Below are 18,571 nucleotides of genomic sequence, written 5' to 3' on the forward strand. Positions count from 1 at the left end.
CATCGAGACCGATGACCAGATGGGCGCCGCGTCGAAACCGTTAGAGCGTCAAGCGTTAGAGCGTCAGGCTCCACGTGTCGATGGTGCCGACGTCGGCGGTGGCCGCGTCACGGACCTGGAGCGTCCAGGTGCCGTTGCGCGTCTCCGACGACAGGTTGACCGTGAAGGTCTGGTCGATGTTGTCCGCGCTACCGCCCGCACGGTTGTGCAGCAGGTAGGCGGTGCCGTCCGGCGCGAGCAGGTTGACGATCAGGTCGCCCTTGTAGGTGTGCTTGATGTGCACCTCGACCTGGCTGGACGCCGACGCGGTGCCGGTGCAGCCCGAGAACGTGATCGTCGACGTCACCGTCGAGTTGTCCGGGATCGCGACGTCCGTGCCGTTGGTCTGCTTGGCACAGGTGGCCGAGCCGACCGTCCAGGTGAACGACGTGCTGCCCGAACCACCGGCGGACGCGGTGGCCGTCGCGGTCACGTTGTAGGTGCCCGCGGTGGTCGCGGTACCGGAGATCAGACCCGTTGCGGAGATCGACAGGCCGGTCGGCAGACCGGTCGCCGACCACGTGTACGGCGCGGTGCCACCGGACGCGGACAGCTGCAGGTTCGCCGTGCCGTTCAGCGCGGTCGTCTGGTTGCCCGGGTTGGTGACCGAGACACCCGGGACGCCGCCGGTGTTGGTGCGCAGCAACCGGTTGGCGGAGTTGGCACCGGGGTTGGTGACCTTGTTCGGGGTGGCCTGGGCGATGATCGCCGCGTGCACCTCGGCCGGGGTCTTGGCGGGGTTGTCGGCGAGGTACAACGCCGCCGCGCCCGCGACGTGCGGGGACGCCATGGACGTGCCGCTCATCGTGGCAGAGCCCGTGTTGTTGTTGTACGACGCGGAAACGATGTCCTGGCCGGGCGCGAACAGGTCGCTGCACGTGCCGTACGAGGAGAACGACGCGCGGGCGTCCGTGCGGGCCGTCGCCATGACGTTGATCGTCTCGGTGACGCGCTGCGGCGAGTACTTGCAGGAGTCGTCGTTGAAGTTGCCCGCCGCCACGACGTAGGTGATGCCGCGGCCGATGGACGCGCGGACGGCGTCGTCGAGCACCCGGCTCGGCTCGTTCACGTTTCCGGTGTAGAGGCTCATGTTCGCGACCGCCGGCAGCACGGCGTTCGCGGTGACCCAGTCGACGCCCGCCGCCTCGGTCGAGACCGAGCCGCCACCGGCGCAGTTGAGCACGCGGACGGCCTTGAGCTTCACGTTCTTCGCCACGCCGTACGTGGCACCGCCGACCGTGCCGGACACGTGCGTGCCGTGGCCCTGGCAGTCCTTGCCGTTCTGACCGTCGGTGAACGCGTCGAACCCGAACGACGCGCGCCCGCCGAAGTCGGCGTGGTTGTAGTTGATGCCCGTGTCGATCACGTACGCGGTGACGTTCGAGGCGTCCGTGCTGTAGCTGTACTTGCTGTTCAGCGGCAGATCAGCCTGGTCGACCCGGTCCAGGCCCCACGACGGCGGGTTGAGCTGGTCCGCCAGCACCTGCACGGTCCGGTCCTGCTCCACATAGGCCACCGCGGGGTCGGCGGCGAGGCGCTTCGCCTGCTGCTTCGTCATGGAGGCCGAGAAGCCCTTGAACGCGGCGCGGTAGGTGAAGCCGATCTTGGCGGCGTACCGCGACGCGAGGTCGCCGGCGCGGCCGCCGACCTCCGAGCTCGTCATGGTGTTCTTGAGCACCACGATGTAGCTGTCCTGGACCGCGTTCGGCGCGCTCTCCGCGACGATCGGTCCCTCCGGCTGTGCGGCGACAGCCTGTGGGAGCGCTAACACACTTCCAACGGCGGCGATTGCCGCCACACCGAGCGTGCGCAGGGTGCGTTGTCTCATCACTGCTCCTTGATCGCAGGGAACCGCGTGCGAACGCGGGCCGGCCCTCGACGGCCCAAGAGATGCGTTCACACGCGGTTGCGAAACAGCGGTAGTCCGTTATCGGACGTGATGAGTCTTTAGTTGCGACAACGACCAGAACAAGCGACTTTCGTCTGTTGTGTCAGCCGGCGAGCGCGAAAAGTTCCTCCGGGTCGCCCGTCTGCTTCAGCTGGGCGAGCGACTGCTTCTCCAACTGGCGGATCCGCTCGCGGGTCAGACCGAGCTCCTCGGCGACCTCCTGGAGCGTGCGCGCACGACCGTCCTCCAAGCCGTACCGCAGGCGCATGATCCGGCCCTGCCGTTCGGGAAGGACGTCCAAGAGGGACCGAACGCCCTCGGTGAACTCCTGCTGTTCCACGAGATCCGGCGCCGACACGCCGTCGGTGTCCTGGATCAGGTCGCCCAGCACCGAGTCGCCCTCGTCGCCGACCGGCGTCTCCAGCGACACGCAGGAACGGGCCGCGTCGCGCAGGTCCTGCACGCGCGTCGGCGACACCTTGGCCTCGGCGGCGATCTCCTCGACCGTGGCCTCGCGCCCGAGCGACGCGGACAGTTTCTGGCCGATCTTCTTGAGCTTGTTGACCTCTTCCACGACGTGCACCGGCAGGCGGACCGTGCGAGTCTGCTCGGCCAGACCCCGTTCGATCGCCTGACGGATCCACCACATGGCGTAGGTGGAGAACTTGTAGCCCTTGGCGTAGTCGAACTTCTCGACGGCGCGGATCAGGCCGAGGTTGCCCTCCTGGACCACGTCCCCGAACGGCAGGCCGCGGAACGAGTGTTTCTTCGCGACCGACACGACCAGACGCAGGTTCGCGCGGATCATGTGGTCCTTGGCACGCTCACCCTGGGCGACGATCCGACGCAACAGCCGCGGCTCACGCGTCGTGTCACCGCTCTCGAGCAGGTGCGCCGCGTAGACCCCGGCCTCGATGCGCCTGGACAGGTCGACCTCCTCCGCCGCCGTGAGCAGCGGCGTGCGCCCGACATCGCGCAGGTACTGGCCGACCGAGTCCGCGTCCTGCTGGCCGGACGCGCGGTTCTTCAGATCTGCAGGCATGACAAATCCCCCCGTTTCCGTTGGCAGGAGTGGCAGCCGAAAGTGGCTGCCTCATGTGTAACGGTTCAGAGGCCTTGGTCATTCCGCGGTTCTGGCTGTGACCTCAACCTCACCCTGGTGATCGCGTGGTGTTCGACGGCCAGCACCTCGACCTTCCAGCCGGAGACCTCCACCACGTCACCGGGTTCGTCCGGGATGCGGCCGAGGAGCACCAGCACGAGACCGGCGATCGTCGAGTACGGGCCGGGCGGTGGGTCCCGCAGCTCGACGCCGACGTCCGCCAGGTCGTGCACCGGGAACGTGCCGGGCAGCGCGATCGTGCCGTCCGGCGCGGTCCTCACCGCGGTCACGTCCGGGTCGGTCTCGTCGTAGATCTCGCCGACGATCTCCTCGAGCAGGTCCTCCAGCGTCACGATGCCGTCGACCGCGCCGTGCTCGTCCACCACGAGCGCCATCTGCTCGCGCTCGGCCTTCATGCGCCGCAACGCGTCCGCGACCCGCACCGAGTCCGGCAGCACCATCGGCGGACGTGCCACGTCCACCAGTTCCACCGCGTCGTCGAGCAGATCCCGCAGATGCACCAGGCCGATCACGTCGTCCAGGTGACCGTCCTTCGTCACCGGCGCCCGAGAATGTCCCGACCCCGCCAAGATTTCCCGCGCGGTGGCGGTGTCCAAACCTGCTTCCACGACAGTGACCGAACGGCGTGGCACCAGCACCTCGCGCAGCCGTCGTTCGTGGATCTCCAGCGCGCCGGTCATGATCTCGCGCTGTTCCGGGTTCAAATGTTGTTGCACCTCAACGAGATCGCGCAGTTCCTCGGCAGACATCTGTTCCTCTTCGACGTTCGGGTCGCCGCCGAAAACGCGCACCACGAGGTCAGTCGCCTTGCTGAGCAGCCACACGACGGGCCGTGAGATCGCCGACAGGAGATCCAGCGGACGTGCGACGATCTTCGCCCAGCGCACCGCGTACTGCATCGCCAGACGTTTCGGCGCCAGTTCCCCGAACACCAGAGTGACAAACGTGAGCACAACGGTCACAAGTGCGATCGCGACCCCGTTTGCGGCCCCACCGAGAAATTCCAGCAACGGCACGATGGGCTGCGCGAGAGAAACGGCCGCAGTCGCCGAAGCCAGGAATCCGGACAGCGTGATGCCGATCTGAATTGTCGCGAAATACCTGTTCGGATCACGTGCCAGGCGCACGAGCGTGCGATGCCCTTCGCGTTCCAACGACCGTAGCTGGCCTTCGCGCAGTGACACCAACGCCATCTCGCTGCCGGCGAACGCCGCGTTGAGCAAAACCAAGACCGCGACCAGCGCGAGGTTGAAGCCGTAGCCATCCACACGTTTGGGGTAGCACGCGTAGTGGTAATTCGCACGCTGACGGCCATCTTGAGCAGCCAGGAGGGCCTGTACCGAACGAGGTGGGGATCTAGATGGATGCTCCCGAGGTGCTGAGCGCCTCCGCGAGGACCCTGCACACCCTGCCGGAGGACGTACCGGACCTCTCCGCGATGCGCTCGTGGGTCGGGGCTCTGTTGAGAGATTTGCCGGAGGACCTCCGGCTCGACGTGTTGCTCGTGTGCACGGAACTGGCCAGCAACTCGTACGAGCACGCCGAAGGGCCGCGTGCCGTGCGGGTCCAACGACACACCGACTTCATACGGGTCGAGGTCGACGACCACACACCGGCCGAGCTTCCTCAGCTCGGCGAGTCACGGCTCGGTGACTGCCGTGGACGAGGCCTGATCCTGGTCGCCAATCTCTCTCGTTGCTGGGGCACACGCGAGTTCGCCGGCGGCAAGACCGTCTGGGCCGAGATCAACGCATAGTTCGTCCGTGCGTTTCGCACAGAAAAGTCATGACACCGCACGGATGGGCCTTGCTGCGGGTCTCTCCGACTCTTGATGCATGACAACTCATTCCGCAGTGCGGCAGCTGGTTCGACGCCCGGTGGTCCGGGCCGTGCTGAACCGCTGGCCGATGGTCCTCGCGCTCGTGATCACGTTCGACTTCTGGCAGGCACCTGTCGTTCCGCCCGCGTGGACGCTGCTGCTGGTCCAGGCGGCGTACCTGTTCTGGGGATGGCGGGCGCCGCGGGTGCAGCTCATCGTGTTCGGCCTGTACGTGGCGCTGACTGCCGCGGTGCTCCTGATGGCCCCGTTCACGTTCTACGGGGTCGGGCTGATCGTTTTCGGGTGGGCCGCGCACGCCGTGTGGGACCTCGTGCACCACGTGCGCAACGCCGTCGTGCCTCGGTGGTGGTCGGAGTTCTGCGGGGTGTTCGACCTGGTCATCGCCGTCTCCATCCTGCTGGTGTGGCCTCTACCCTGATGGCGATGAACGATCTGCCGCACACCGCGCTGCGCGGAGCGCTGCACCTGCTGTGGGCGAGCACGCTGATCGTGCCGCTGATCGCCGTGCTGCGCGAGCCGTCCTGGCTGCGCTGGTTCGGGGTGCTGGGCCTGCTGGTGCTGGCCGTCGCGTACGCGGTGGCGCTGCGGGAGGCGAAGCTCTGGGTGCTGCTCGCCGCCGTCGCGATCTCGATCCCGCTGGTGGCACCGGTGGGCCCGGAGGAGCTGTCGACGTGGGCGTGGATCGGCGGCGGGGCCGCCGGCTTCGCTCCCCTACTGCTGAGCGGGGTGTGGCGGTGGCTGGCGGCGCTCGGCACCGTCGTGCTGTCCGGGCTGGTGGGCTTCTTCGTCGCCCATCAGCAGACGACCTACCAGATGATCGCGGCCGCGGTCGGCGCGACGATCATCGCGATGGCCGGGCTGCCGATGTGGTTCGCCGGCCTGCTGGCGCAGGCCAGGGCCGGCCGCGAAGCACAGGCCGAGCTGGCGGTGAGCGAGGAACGGCTGCGGTTCGCCCGCGACGTGCACGACCTGCTGGGCCACCGGCTGACCGTGATCGCGCTGAAGTCCGAACTGGCCGGGCGGCTCGCGTCGTCCGATCCCGAGCGGTCGGCGGCGGAGTCCTTCGAGGCGCAACGGCTGGCCTCGTCGGCGTTGGCGGAGGTGCGCGACGCGGTGCACGGCTACCGCGCGGTGAACCTGCCCGAACAGCTGGAGGCGGTCCGCAACGTCATGCAGGAAGCAGGAATCCGATGCACCGTCTCGACCGTTCCCGTTCACGGGGAGGGCGCCACGCAGCTCGCCCTGGCGCTGCGTGAGGCGTGCACCAACGTGCTGCGGCACAGCCACGCGACGTGGTGCATGATCGACGTCGCGGTGGCCGAAGGGGAGGTGCGGATGACCGTCACGAACGACGGCGCCGGCCCAGGCCCTTCGCGCGAGGGCAACGGCATCCGCGGCATGACCGAACGACTCGTCTCCGTGGGCGGCCAGGTCTCCGTCGAACGCGCCGCCGACGAGTTCACCCTGCAGGTAGTGGTGCCCGCGTGATCAGAGTGCTGCTGGCCGACGACGAGGAGCTCATCCGCGACGCGCTCGCGGCCCTGCTGGACCTGGAACCGGACCTCGAGGTGGTGGCGCGCGCCGGCGACGGCCGCGCCGCCGTCGAGGCCGCGCTGGCCCACCGCCCGGACGTCGCCGTGGTGGACCTCCAGATGCCGTTCGTGGACGGCCTGGAGGTGACCGCGGAACTCGCGCGCGTGCTGCCGTCGTGCGCGGTGGTGATCCTGACCGGCCGCGGCAGGCCGCCGCACCTGCAACAGGCCCTGCACGCGGGCGCGAAGGGCTTCCTGCCCAAAGGATCCCCCGGCGGCACGCTGGCCGACGTGATCCGCCGCGTGCACGCCGGTTCCCGCTGGGTCGACCCGGCACTGGCCGCCGACGCGCTGGCCGCCCCGCCGTGCCCGCTGACGCAGCGGGAGCTGGAAGTGTTGCGGTTGAGCGAGTTCGGCACTCCGGTCGCCGAGATCGCCTCGCGCACCTCGTTGTCCGCCGGGACCGTGCGCAACCACCTGTCGGCCGCGGTGGCGAAGCTCGGTGTCGCCAACCGCGGCGAGGCGTTCCAACTGGCCCACGAGCACGGCTGGCTCTGACACAGCCCTACCGCCGCACCCGAAACCCGCTCGTCGTTGATGGCACGCGGGGCCCTTTCGTACTGTCAGAGCGAACGAAAGCTCCCCGCGTGCACTCTGGCGACGGCGTGTCGAGGCACGACGCGCCGTGGAGCGCCCTCAGTTCGCGCCGTCGGGCACGGTGAGCAGGTCGAGCGCGTGCCTGCGGTGCTCCGCGAACAGCTTCAGCGCCCCCTCGACGTTCCCGAGCCGCAGCGCCGCCACCAGGTCGCGGTGCTCCGAGCGGATCTGTTCCAGGTAGCCGGCCGTGCTCACGTTCACCCGCGTGATCAGGAACAGGTGCACCTGCGACCGGATCGCCTGCCACGCCTGAACCAGCCGTGAGTGATCAGCGGCCGCGAACACCGCGTCGTGGAAGGCGATGTCGCAGCGCACCATCTCGTGCGGTGTCGAGGCGCGGTCCATCGCGGCCGCGGCGTCGGCCATCGCCTCCAGGGACGCGTCCGCGGCCACCACGCGGCGGACGGCCAGGTTTTCCAGGGCTTCGCGCAGGCTGTCGAGCTCGGCCACGTCCTGCGAGGACAGCACGGTGACCGTGGTGCCGCGGTGCCACTCGGTGCGGACCAGGCCCTCGCCCTCCAGGGAGCGCAGCGCCTCGCGGACCGGGCCGCGGCTGACCTCCAGGGCTTCGGAGAGCTCCACCTCGCGCAGGGCGGCGCCCGGCGGGTAGCGGCCGTCGAAGATCGCCTCGCGGATCACGTCCGCGACCTCATTGCTCAGGCCCCTTCGGCGGGCCGGTCCCAGGGTCACGGCACCAATGTTAACAAGCGCGATGTTAACAAGCACACAACGTCACGATCTTGCTCGAACCGCTTGTCTCAATGTTAACATTCCTACATGCCGAACATCCCCCGCTTCCACCTCGCCATGCCCGTCAACGATCTCGCCGAGGCCCGCCGCTTCTACGGCGAGACGCTCGGCCTGGAGCAGGGCCGCAGCTCCGACACGTGGATCGACTGGAACCTGCACGGCCACCAGTTCGTCACGCACCTCGCCCCGAAGACCGAACGGGTCAGCAACCCCGTCGACGGCCACGACGTGCCGGTCCCCCACTTCGGCCTGGTGCTGTCCGTCGACGACTTCCACGCGCTCGCCACCAAGCTGCAGGACGCGGACACCAAGTTCGTCATCGAGCCGTACGTGCGGTTCAAGGGCGAGCGCGGTGAGCAGTGGACGATGTTCCTGCTGGACCCGGCCGGGAACGCGCTGGAGTTCAAGGCGTTCGCGGACGACTCCCAGGTGTTCGCCGCCTAAAAGGCCAGCCCCAATCAAGGGCAAAAATCTTGCACGTCGCGCAAGTTTCGGTAGCGTGGTGATGACGTCGAGCCATGGCCCGGTCACGCCGGGTCAGACAGGGAGATGGCCATGACCACGGCCGAGCGACAGCGCAGCGCTCAGGCGCTCATCCGCCCGCAGCTGCCCGCCGAACTCACCGAGAAGTCCGCGGGGTGCCCGTTCGACCCGGCCGGCGCGCTGACCGAGTTGAGCGGGCACGGGGGCATTCACCGGATCGAGCACAAGGGCGAGACCGTCTGGCTCGTCACCGGGCACGAGGAGGCACGGGCGGTGCTCGCCGAGCCGACGATGAGCGCGGACCGGATCAACAGCCCGCGTGCTCGTGCGCTCATCTCGCCGGAGCTGCACGCGGAGATGTTCCCGCCGGAGCGCCAGGCCGGGTCGTTCGTCTTCATGGACGCCCCCGAGCACACCCGTTACCGCAAGCTGCTGACCGGCCAGTTCACCGTGCGGCGGATGCGGGACCTGACGCCGCGCATCCACGAGATCGTCACCGACCGGCTCGACGCGATGATCGAGAAGGGACCGCCGGCCGACCTCGTGCACGACTTCGCGCTGCCGGTGCCGTCACTGGTGATCTGCGAGCTGCTGGGCGTCGACTACGGCGACCGCGAGGAGTTCCAGACCCGCACGGCCAAGCTGCTCAACCTCACCACCACGGTCGACGAGCAGATCAAGAACACCACCGAACAGCGTCTCTTCATGCGGTCGCTGGTCCGCGAGAAGCAGCTGAACCCCGGCGACGACCTGTTGTCCGGGCTCGTGAACGACACCGACCTCGACACGGACGAGCTCACCGGCATCGCCAACCTGCTGCTCGTGGCCGGCCACGAGACGACGGCGAACATGCTGGCGCTCGGCACGTTCGCGCTGCTCGAGCACCCGGAGGAGTTCGCCAAGCTCCGCGAGCACCCCGAGCTGACCGAGAACGCGGTCGAGGAGCTGCTGCGCTACCTGTCGATCATCAGCATGGGCGTCTCCCGGCACGCCAAGGAGGACGTCACGATCGGCGGGGTCACCATCCGCGCCGGCGAGACCGTCGTGGTGTCGGTGCCCTCGGTCAACCGCGACGCGAAGGAGTACGCCGACCCGCACGCGCTGCTCGTCGACCGGCCGCGCGGCCACCACGTGGCGTTCGGGCACGGCATCCACCAGTGCCTCGGCCAGCAGTTGGCGCGCGTGGAGATGACGGTCGGCTTCACCGAGCTGCTGCGCAGGCTGCCGACGCTCGAACTCGCCGTGCCCGCGGACGAGGTGCCGCTGCGGACCGACATGTCGATCTACGGCGTGCACGCCCTGCCCGTCACCTGGTGAACGCGCTCACCTGGTGAAACCGGCGCCGAGCTGGTCGATCATCCCTCCGACCAGCTCGGCGAGCGTGTGCCGCTCCCAGGCCTCGGGCGTGTCGAGCCACCACTGCACGACCGCGCGCATCGACGAGAGGATCGCCGAGGCCGCGACCGCCGGGTAGGGGTCCACCGCCGGGTCGGCGCCGCAGCGGACCGCGATCGCCGCGGCCAGCTCCTGCTCACGTGCGGAGTAGGCAGCGAGGAAGTGCGGCACCAGTGCCGGGTGCCGGCGCAGCTCACGCAGCTGACGAAGCCGGTCCAGGTCCACCTGCAGCAGGTAGATCGAGTGCAACGTCTCCCGCAGCGCGACCAGCACCGGCTCGTCGGGCGGCCGCGCCGCGAACGCGTGCAGGAACGCGACCGCCGTGGCCGCGTCACCGGCGACGATCGCTTCCTCCTTCGAGGAGAAGTAGTTGAAGAACGTCCGCAACGACACGCCGGCCGCCCGCGCGATCTGTTCCACCGTGACGCTGTCCGGGCCGTGCTCGACGCACAGGCTCCACGCGGCATCGCCCAGTGCTTCCCTGGTCGCCGCTTTCTTGCGTTCACGCAGGCCGGTCATGGCGGAAGAGTAAAGCGTACCGGAAATTGGTGTAGACCTTGTCACCCGAGTGAGCACCTCACTACGGTCCGTGAGAACGCTCTCACAGACCTACGGAGGACCGGTGCGCCTACTCGGAGTCGTCGTGCTGGCCGGTGCCCTGCTCACCGCCGGCCACGCCCAAGCCGCTCCCCCACGAGCAGCAAAGACCGCACCGACGATCACCCTGATCACGGGAGACCAGGTGCTCACCGGCCAACGGGCAGTCAGACCGGCTCCCGGCCGTGAGCACATCGTGTTCACGACGTACACCGCACAGGGCCACGAGTACGTGGTGCCGCACGACGCGTTGCCGTTGATCGCGAACGGCCGCCTCGACGAGCGTCTGTTCGACGTCACCGAGCTCGCCACGTACGGCGGAGCCCTGCCCGTGATCGTCACCTACCCCGCGGGCACGCTGAGCACCCAGTCCGGCATCCAGCTGCGCAGCATCAACGGCGTGGCGTTCGATGCCGCCACAACGCCGCTCGTGGGCGGCCTGTCGGCGTCCGGCGCCAAGAAGATCTGGCTCGACGCCCAGCGCCAGGCCGACCTCGACCGCAGCGTCGCCCAGATCAACGCCCCCGCCGCCTACCAGGCGGGCTTCACCGGCAAGGGCACCACGGTCGCCGTCCTCGACACGGGCGTCGACCAGTCCCACCCGGACCTGCAGGACCGCGAGATCGGCGAGCGCAACTTCACCACCTCACCGGACGCGGCCGATCACTACGGTCACGGCACGCACGTCGCGTCGATCATCGCGGGCACGGGCGCGAAGAGCGGCGGCAAGTACCGCGGCGTCGCTCCGGACGCGCGCATCCTCGACGTGAAGGTGCTGGGCGACAACGGTTCCGGCCAGGACAGCGGGATCATCGCCGGCATGGAGTGGGCCGTCGAGCAGGGCGCCCAGATCGTCAACATGAGCCTCGGCGGCTACGACACGCCCGAGATCGAACCCCTCGAAGAGGCCGTCAACCGACTGTCCGAGAAGGGCACGTTGTTCGTGATCGCCGCCGGCAACAGCGGCCCCGACGTCACCACCGTCGGCTCGCCAGGCACCGCCGACGCGGCCCTCACCGTCGGCGCGGTCGACGACGACAACCGGATCGCGGAGTTCTCCAGCCGCGGCCCGACCAAGGCCGGCACGCTCAAGCCGGACCTCACCGCGCCGGGCGTCGGCATCGTCGCCGCCCTGCACTCCGCCGGCAGGATCGGCCCGCCGGTCGCCGACGGCTACACCTCGCTCGACGGCACCTCGATGGCCACCCCGCACGTCGCCGGCGCCGCGGCCCTGGTGCGTCAGCAGCACCCAGACCTGACCGGCTCCCAGCTCAAGGCCCGCCTCACCGGCAGCACCACGCCCACCGCCGAGCTGAGCCCGTTCGAACAGGGCTCGGGCCGCGTCGACGTCGCCAAGCTGATCAGGCAGAACGTGACCTCGAACCCGACCAGCCTCAGCTTCGGCGCGCACCAGTGGCCGCACACCGGCGAACCCGCGCTGACCAAGGAGATCACCTACTCGAACGCGGGCTCCGAACCCGTCACCCTCGACCTGACCGCCGAGACGAACGGCACGCTGTTCAGCGTCTCCCCCGCCAGACTCACCGTGCCTGCGGGTGGCTCCGCGACAGCCACGGTCACGGCGGACATCGCGAAGCAGCCGGCCGGTGGCGTGATGGGCGGCGCGATCGTCGCGAACGGCGTGCGCACGGCCGTCGTCGTCGACCTGGAGCCCGAGAGCTACGACGTCAAGATCACCGGGATCGAACGGTCCGGCGCCCGGACGAGCACGACCTTCGCGTTCCTGATCAACGTCGACACCGGCGCCCGCGTGTGGCCGAACAGCGACACCGGCGTCGCCCGCCTCGCGAAGGGCCGCTACCTCCTGACCGGCAGCGTCATGTCGTCGAGCGGCAGCCACGACGTGATCAACTATCCGAACCTCACCGTCACCGGCTCGACCACGATCGACCTGGACGCCCGGCAGGCCAAACCGGTCCAGGTGACGCTCCCGGTCCCCGCGCGACTCTCGTTGCTGCAGACCGGTTTCGAACGGGTCGTCAACGGCACCAGCTACACCATCGGCAACTTCTCGGTCGGCGGCGTGACCGACCACCTCGGCGTCGCGAGCCTCGGCCCGGACTCCCCCGAGGTCACCGGCAGGACCGCCACCTTCTGGACCGCGGGCCCGGACTTCTACGGACTCGCCTGGTACCAGAAGGGATCCGCGCCGAAGGGTCTGACCAGGACGGTCGCCAGGAAGGACCTCGCTTCCGTCCGCGTCGACATGCCCGCTCTCAAGCAGGGCCAGACCGCCAGCATCGGCCACACCTCGGCACCCGAGGGCCGCGCCGACTGGGGCTACGGCTCGCTGGACAATCTGGCCGCCGGGCCGCGCACCGAGTACTACGGCGGTGAGGGCGGCGACTGGTCGCGCAGGTTCAACCTGTTCGACGAGAACGGCAACATCGGCGCGCTGGCCGGCCCGCTGCGGCACTACCGGCCGGGCAGGTCCTACGTGGAACCGTTCAACCGCGCGGTGTTCGGCCCGGCGCTGCCCGAGACGCGCGACATCCCGCACACGTTCCGCACCGGCGATTTCATCCGCGTCACCGTGCCGCTGTACGGCGACAACGCGGGCAACGCGGGCTACAGCCCCGTCACCGAGGCCAAAACCACGCTGTACCGCGACAACATGAAGGCGATCGAGACGACCGAGGCGGGCTGGGCGATGCTCGACGTCCAACCGGGTGCCGCGAACTACCGCCTGGAAACCACGGCGACCCGCGACACCGCGTTGAGCAGCAAGGTGTCCGGCGTCTGGACGTTCCGCAGCGACACCACGCCCGAGCAGACCGCGTTGCCGCTGAGCGTCATCCGCTTCACCCCGCAACTCGACGACGACGGCACCGCCCGCGCCGGCCGGATGCTCGCGGTGCCGATCTCCACCCAGTCGCAAACCGGCTCGGTGCGGGTCACGTCCGTCGAGGTGTCCTACGACGGCGGCAAGACGTGGCGCGGCACCCCCATCACCGGCCGCCGGGTGCTGCTCGCGCACCCACAGGACGCGAAGTCGGTCTCCTTGCGCGCCAAGGCGTCCGGCAGCGGCCAGACCGTGGAGCAGACCATCGTCAACGCGTACCTGCTCCGCTGACGGACCAGCTGCCAGAATGGTCATGTGCGGGAGCTGACTGACGAACTGGTGCTCGACCACTGCCCACCGCGGACCCCGAATCCGGCCCTGCCAACCGAAGTGCGCATCCCGGGCCGGCACGTCGCGGAGGTCGCCCGGCACCCCGACGGCCGGCTCGCGGTGATCACCTGGTCGTCGCCGAAAATCGACCCCGGCCTGCTCGAACCCGCCCTGCACGTCGTCGAGAACGGGAGGATCACCGACCTGGGCCCGACGTCGGCCGAAGCCGGAAGTCCCGTGTGGTGGGGCGACGAGGTCGTCTACCTGGCTCTCACCCCACCGCACCTGCAGGGCGGCAAAGCGGTGTTCGACCAGCGCCACCGCAACCTCACCGAGGGACTCCAGGCCTGCCCCACCGAACTCGTCCAGGACGACGGCAACGCGCCGATCATGGTGGTCGCGACCGGCCTGGACACCGAGTTCCACCGCCTCGGCCAAGGCCTGCTGGGCCGCATCACGGGCGCGCACCGGCCCCAGGTCGGCCAACTCGAAGGCATCGCGTGGGGCGCCCAGGAACGCCTGCGCTACCAGGCTGAGGACGGGCTCGACCTCGACGGCCTGCTGGTGCTCCCGGTCGGCAAGACCCGCGCGGACGGGCCGTTTCCGATGGTCACGCTGGTCCACGGCGGGCCCTACGACCGATGGGCCGACGAGCTCCAGCTGCAGTGGGTGCCGTCGGCGCAGTGGTTCGCGCATCAGGGGATCGCGACCTTCCTGCCCAACCCGCGAGGAAGCCTGGGTCGCGGCCACGAGTTCGCGACCGCGGTGGCGAAGCGCGTCGGCCAGGAGGAATGGCACGACATCGAAACGGGCATCGACCTGCTGGTCGACCAGGGCGTCGCGGACCCGGACCGGCTCGGCATCTCCGGCTGGAGCCACGGCGGGTTCATGGCCGCTTGGGCGACCACACGAACGCGGAGGTTCAAGGCGGCGCTGGTGGGTGCGGGCATCTCCGACTGGCCCAGGCAGATCGCGAAGGGCGAGTGGGGCAGGTTCGAGGCCGCGCTCGGGGACGGCCCGGACCACAGCCCGCTCACCTATGCGGACCGGATCGGCACACCGCTGTTGATCGTGCACGGCGCCGAGGACACCAACGTTCCGGTGGAGCAAGCCGAACTGCTGCACCAGGCCGTGCAGCACTCCGAACTCGTCGTCTATCCCGGCGAGGGCCACTCCCTCCGGCAGCGTGAGCACAGGCTGGATCTGCTGAACCGAGCCAGAAGGTTGTTCGCGAAGCTCTGAGGTTTGCGCAAGGCTTGCGAAAGTCGTGCAAGGTCAGAGCAAGCCCCCGCAAGCGGGCCTATCGAGATCGAATGAATTTATTCGGGACGTTCGGGCGCGAACTTCCCGCACGCCGCGACAACCAGCCGCTGGTGGCTGCCCGTGCCGCGACGAAGACCGGGTTCAGATACCCGAACCGGGACACGTCTTTCCTGTTCAGAGGCAGATGTCGCAAATTTGCGCAATCACGTCGACATATTGCGATAATCTGCTGGGCACTTCTACGGTGAGGCGCGCCATACCCCCTCGCGTCCCCACCGAGAAGGGCCAAGCACGCCATGTCACCGACGACACGCGTTCGCTCCCTGCTAGCCCCGATAGCCGTGACAGCCCTCGCCGCGGCGAGCCTGACCGTCTCCCCTGTCGCACAAGCCGCGCCGCTGCCGGCGACCTACACCGCCAGCAGCACCAACCAGAACTACGGGCCGGGCAACGCCGGCGACGGCAACCAGGGCACGTACTGGGAGAGCGCGAACAACGCGTTCCCGCAGTGGATCCAGGCCGATCTCGGGGCCGCGCTGAAGACCGACCGGGTAGTCCTGAAGCTTCCCACCGCGAACTGGGGCGCCCGCACCCAGACCCTCGCCGTGCAGGGCAGCACCGACGGCCAGAACTTCACCGATCTGGTGGCCTCCAAGGGATATGAGTTCACCCCGGCCGCGAACAACACCGTCACCATCGACTTCACCGCCGTCACCACGCGGTACGTGCGGCTGCGGATCACCGCGAACACCGGCTGGCCCGCGGGCCAGATCGGCGAGTTCGAGGTGCAGGGCCCGACCGGCGGTGACACGCAGGCGCCGTCGGCACCGTCCGGGCTCGCCCTCACCCAGCCGCAGTCCGGCCAGATCCGGCTGACCTGGAACGCGAGCACGGACAACGTCGGCGTCACCGGCTACGACGTCTTCGTCAACGGCAGCCTGCGCACCACGGTCACCGGCACGACCTACACCGACAGCCAGCCCGACGGCCTGCGGGTGACCTACCACGTGATCGCGAAGGACGCGGCGGGCAACCAGTCCCCCGCCAGCACCTCCGTGACGCGCGAGGGCGCCACCGGCACGAACCTCGCCCAGGGCAAGCCCGTCACGGCGAACCACAACGTGCACGACTTCGTCGCCGCCAACGCCAACGACGGCAACCTCGGCACCTACTGGGAGTCCAACGGGTTCCCCGGCACCCTGACCGTCCAACTCGGATCGAACGCGGACCTCAGCTCGCTCGCGGTCAAGCTCAACCCCGACCCGGTCTGGGGCGCGCGCACGCAGCACGTCGAGGTCCTCGGCCGCGAGCAGAACGCCACCGGTTTCACGAGCCTGGTCGCCGGACGCGACTACCGCTGGGATCCGGCGAGCGGCAACAGCGTCATGATCGGCCTCAGCGCCAGGGTCGCCGACGTGCAGCTGCGGTTCACGTCCAACACCGGCGCGCCCGGCGCCCAGGTGGCGGAGATCCAGGTGTTCGGCACCCCTGCCCCGAACCCCGACCTCACCGTCACCGGCACGTCGTTCACGCCGGCCAACCCCGTCGAGACCGACCAGATCACGCTGACCGCCACCGTCCGCAACGCCGGCACGGCCGCGTCGGCGGCAACAGACGTGACGTTCTTCCTCGGCACCACGAGCGTTGGCACCGCTCAGGTCGGCGCACTGCCGGCAAGCGCCCAGGCCAACGTCAGCACCACGATCGCAGCTCGGACCGAGGGCTCCTACCAGTACACGGCCAAGGCCGACGAGACCAAGAAGGTGGCCGAGCAGGACGAGACCAACAACGCCCGCCTGCACCCCGACCCGCTCGTGGTCACCTCGGTGCCGAGTTCCGACCTGGTCGCGGTGCCCAGCTGGTCGCCGAGCAACCCGGGCAACGGCCAGAACACCACGTTCTCGGTGGCGATCAAGAACCAGGGCACCGTCAACAGCGCCGCCGGAGCGCACGGGATCACGGTCACGATCCTGAGCAACGGCCAGACCGTCCGCACGCTGACCGGCAGCCACACCGGCACGATCAACGCGGGCACCACGACCGCCGCGGTCAACCTCGGCACCTGGCAGGCGGCCGACGGCCGGTACACGGTCCGCACGACGATCGCGAACGACGGCAACGAGATCCCGGCCAAGCAGGGCAACAACACCAGCGAGCAGTCGTTGTTCATCGGCCGCGGCGCGAGCGTTCCGTGGCAGCACGTCGAGGCCGAGGACGCCACCATCGGCGGCGGCGCGCAGGTCCTCGGTCCGAACAGGACGATCGGCGACCTCGCGGGTGAGGCGTCCGGCCGCCGTGCCGTCACGCTGAACGGCACCGGCCAGTCGGTCGAGTTCACGACCTCAGCACCCACCAACACCCTCGTCACCCGCTTCTCCATCCCGGACAGCGCGGGCGGCGGTGGCATCACCTCGAACCTCAACGTCTACGTCAACGGCCAGTTCCACAAGGCCATCGACCTGACCTCGAAGTACATGTGGCTCTACGGCAACGAGGCCAGCCCGGGCAACTCGCCGGGAGCGGGCGGCCCTCGGCACATCTACGACGAGGCCAACGTGATGCTCAACTCGACGTTCCCGGCGGGCACGAAGATCAAGCTGCAGAAGGACGCGGCCAACACCACGAACTACGCGATCGACTTCGTGAACTTCGAGGACGTCCGCACCGCCGGAAACCCGGACGCCGCACGGTATGCCGTGCCCCCCGGGTTCTCCCACCAGGACGTGCAGACCGCGCTCGACCGGGTGCGGATGGACACCACCGGCACGTTGGTCGGCGTCTACCTGCCCGCGGGCACCTACCAGACGCAGCAGAAGTTCACCGTCTACGGCAAGGCGATCCGCGTGGTCGGCGCCGGACCGTGGTTCACCAGGTTCCAGGCTCCGACGAGCCAGGAGAACACCGACATCGGGTTCGACGCGCAGTCGTCCGCGAGCGGCTCGACGTTCAGCGGGTTCGCCGTGTTCGGCAACTACACCACCCGCATCGACGGTCCGGGCAAGGTGTTCAACTTCGCCGGCGTGCAGAACATGACCATCGAGAACATCTGGGTCGAGCACATGATGTGCCTGTTCTGGGGCAACAACGTCGACAACAACGTCATCAGGGACAGCCGCGTCCGCGACCTGTACGCCGACGGTCTCAACATGACCAACGGGTCGGCGGGCAACCGGGTCTCGAACATCGAGGCGCGGTCGACCGGTGACGACGCGTTCGCACTGTTCGCCGCCACCGACAGCGGTGGCAGCGGCCAGCAGAACAACGTCTTCGAGAACCTCTCGGTGCTGACTCCCTGGCGCGCGGCGGGTCTCGCGGTCTACGGGGGCAATCTCAACACGTTCCGCAACATCTACGTGGCGGACACGCTGACCTACTCCGCCGTGACGATCAGCTCGCTCGACTTCGGTTACCCGATGGAGGACTTCGGACCGGAGCCGACGACGTTCAGCGGACTCACGCTGGTGCGGTCCGGTGGCCATTTCTGGGGCGCGCAGACGTTCGGCGCGATCTGGATGTTCTCGGCCTCGAAGAAGTACACCGGGATCCGGGTGAACGACGTCGAGATCATCGATCCGACGTACAGCGGAATCATGTTCCAGACCAAGTACAACGGCGCCGCCGAGAACATCTTCCAGGACACCGTGCTGTCCAACGTGAGCATCTCGGGTGCGCGCAAGTCCGGCGACAAGTTCGACGCCAAGTCCGGCTTCGGACTGTGGGCCAACGAAATGCCGGAACCGGGTCAGGGGCCCGCGGTCGGCGAGGTCACGTTCAACGGCCTCAGGTTCAGCAACAACTTCCAGGACATCAAGAACACCACGTCCACCTTCAAGATCACCATCAACTGATTTCCCTGCCGCGAAGGACAATT

General features: G+C 68.7%; 14 protein-coding genes. 9 read left to right on the forward strand and 5 right to left on the reverse strand.

Features of this window, described 5'->3' with window-relative positions; translation table 11 throughout:
* Positions 1–55 precede the first annotated feature (55 nt).
* The 3 genes from G7043_RS46000 to G7043_RS46010 form a co-directional block, all read right to left on the reverse strand.
* On the reverse strand, positions 56–1,867 hold the full coding sequence (locus tag G7043_RS46000) for a S8 family peptidase (RefSeq protein WP_166055843.1): 1,812 nt from the start codon (positions 1,865–1,867) through the stop codon (positions 56–58).
* Positions 1,868–2,030: 163 nt separating this feature from the next.
* Entirely contained in the window at positions 2,031–2,969 is a 939-nt protein-coding gene (locus G7043_RS46005; protein WP_166055845.1) for a sigma-70 family RNA polymerase sigma factor, read from the reverse strand.
* Between the two features lie 65 nt (positions 2,970–3,034).
* Positions 3,035–4,318 (reverse strand): hemolysin family protein, encoded by a 1,284-nt coding sequence (locus G7043_RS46010; RefSeq protein WP_166055847.1) that lies wholly within the window; start codon positions 4,316–4,318, stop codon positions 3,035–3,037.
* Positions 4,319–4,410: 92 nt separating this feature from the next.
* On the opposite strand from G7043_RS46010, the gene G7043_RS46015 reads away from it, so the two are divergent.
* From G7043_RS46015 to G7043_RS46030, 4 genes are all read left to right on the forward strand, one after another.
* Entirely contained in the window at positions 4,411–4,806 is a 396-nt protein-coding gene (locus G7043_RS46015) for an ATP-binding protein (RefSeq protein ID WP_166055849.1), read from the forward strand.
* Positions 4,807–4,885: 79 nt separating this feature from the next.
* On the forward strand, positions 4,886–5,308 hold the full coding sequence (locus tag G7043_RS46020) for a hypothetical protein (RefSeq protein ID WP_166055851.1): 423 nt from the start codon (positions 4,886–4,888) through the stop codon (positions 5,306–5,308).
* Between the two features lie 5 nt (positions 5,309–5,313).
* Entirely contained in the window at positions 5,314–6,378 is a 1,065-nt protein-coding gene (locus G7043_RS46025) for a sensor histidine kinase (RefSeq protein ID WP_207312634.1), read from the forward strand.
* Entirely contained in the window at positions 6,375–6,980 is a 606-nt protein-coding gene (locus G7043_RS46030; RefSeq protein ID WP_166055853.1) for a response regulator transcription factor, read from the forward strand. The genes G7043_RS46025 and G7043_RS46030 overlap by 4 nt, the downstream gene beginning before the upstream one ends.
* Before the next feature lie 138 nt (positions 6,981–7,118).
* Here G7043_RS46030 and G7043_RS46035 read toward each other — a convergent pair whose 3' ends face one another.
* Entirely contained in the window at positions 7,119–7,763 is a 645-nt protein-coding gene (locus G7043_RS46035) for a GntR family transcriptional regulator (protein WP_166056053.1), read from the reverse strand.
* A gap of 93 nt (positions 7,764–7,856) precedes the next feature.
* On the opposite strand from G7043_RS46035, the gene G7043_RS46040 reads away from it, so the two are divergent.
* Positions 7,857–8,273, forward strand: a complete 417-nt coding sequence (locus G7043_RS46040; protein ID WP_166055855.1) for a VOC family protein — start codon at positions 7,857–7,859, stop codon at positions 8,271–8,273.
* 111 nt (positions 8,274–8,384) lie between these two features.
* A complete protein-coding gene (locus G7043_RS46045) occupies positions 8,385–9,629 on the forward strand; it encodes a cytochrome P450 (protein WP_166055858.1) in 1,245 nt (414 codons plus the stop codon).
* A 6-nt stretch (positions 9,630–9,635) separates the two neighbouring features.
* On the opposite strand, the gene G7043_RS46050 is transcribed toward G7043_RS46045, so the two are convergent.
* Positions 9,636–10,226, reverse strand: coding sequence for a TetR/AcrR family transcriptional regulator (locus tag G7043_RS46050; RefSeq protein ID WP_166055860.1), 591 nt, complete (start codon positions 10,224–10,226; stop codon positions 9,636–9,638).
* A gap of 103 nt (positions 10,227–10,329) precedes the next feature.
* Here G7043_RS46050 and G7043_RS46055 point away from each other — a divergent pair, with 103 nt between their 5' ends.
* From G7043_RS46055 to G7043_RS46065, 3 genes are all read left to right on the forward strand, one after another.
* Positions 10,330–13,398 carry a S8 family peptidase gene (locus tag G7043_RS46055; RefSeq protein WP_166055862.1) on the forward strand — a complete coding sequence of 1,023 codons (3,069 nt, stop codon included), beginning with the start codon at positions 10,330–10,332 and terminating at the stop codon, positions 13,396–13,398.
* 24 nt (positions 13,399–13,422) lie between these two features.
* The gene (locus G7043_RS46060; RefSeq protein WP_166055864.1) at positions 13,423–14,679 is read left to right on the forward strand and encodes an alpha/beta hydrolase family protein; all 1,257 of its coding nucleotides are present in this window, start codon (positions 13,423–13,425) and stop codon (positions 14,677–14,679) included.
* A gap of 362 nt (positions 14,680–15,041) precedes the next feature.
* Positions 15,042–18,548 (forward strand): discoidin domain-containing protein, encoded by a 3,507-nt coding sequence (locus tag G7043_RS46065; protein WP_313888426.1) that lies wholly within the window; start codon positions 15,042–15,044, stop codon positions 18,546–18,548.
* Positions 18,549–18,571: the final 23 nt, after the last annotated feature.

Origin of the sequence: Lentzea alba, from assembly GCF_011067745.1 — a bacterium.
Lineage (GTDB): Bacteria > Actinomycetota > Actinomycetes > Mycobacteriales > Pseudonocardiaceae > Lentzea > Lentzea alba.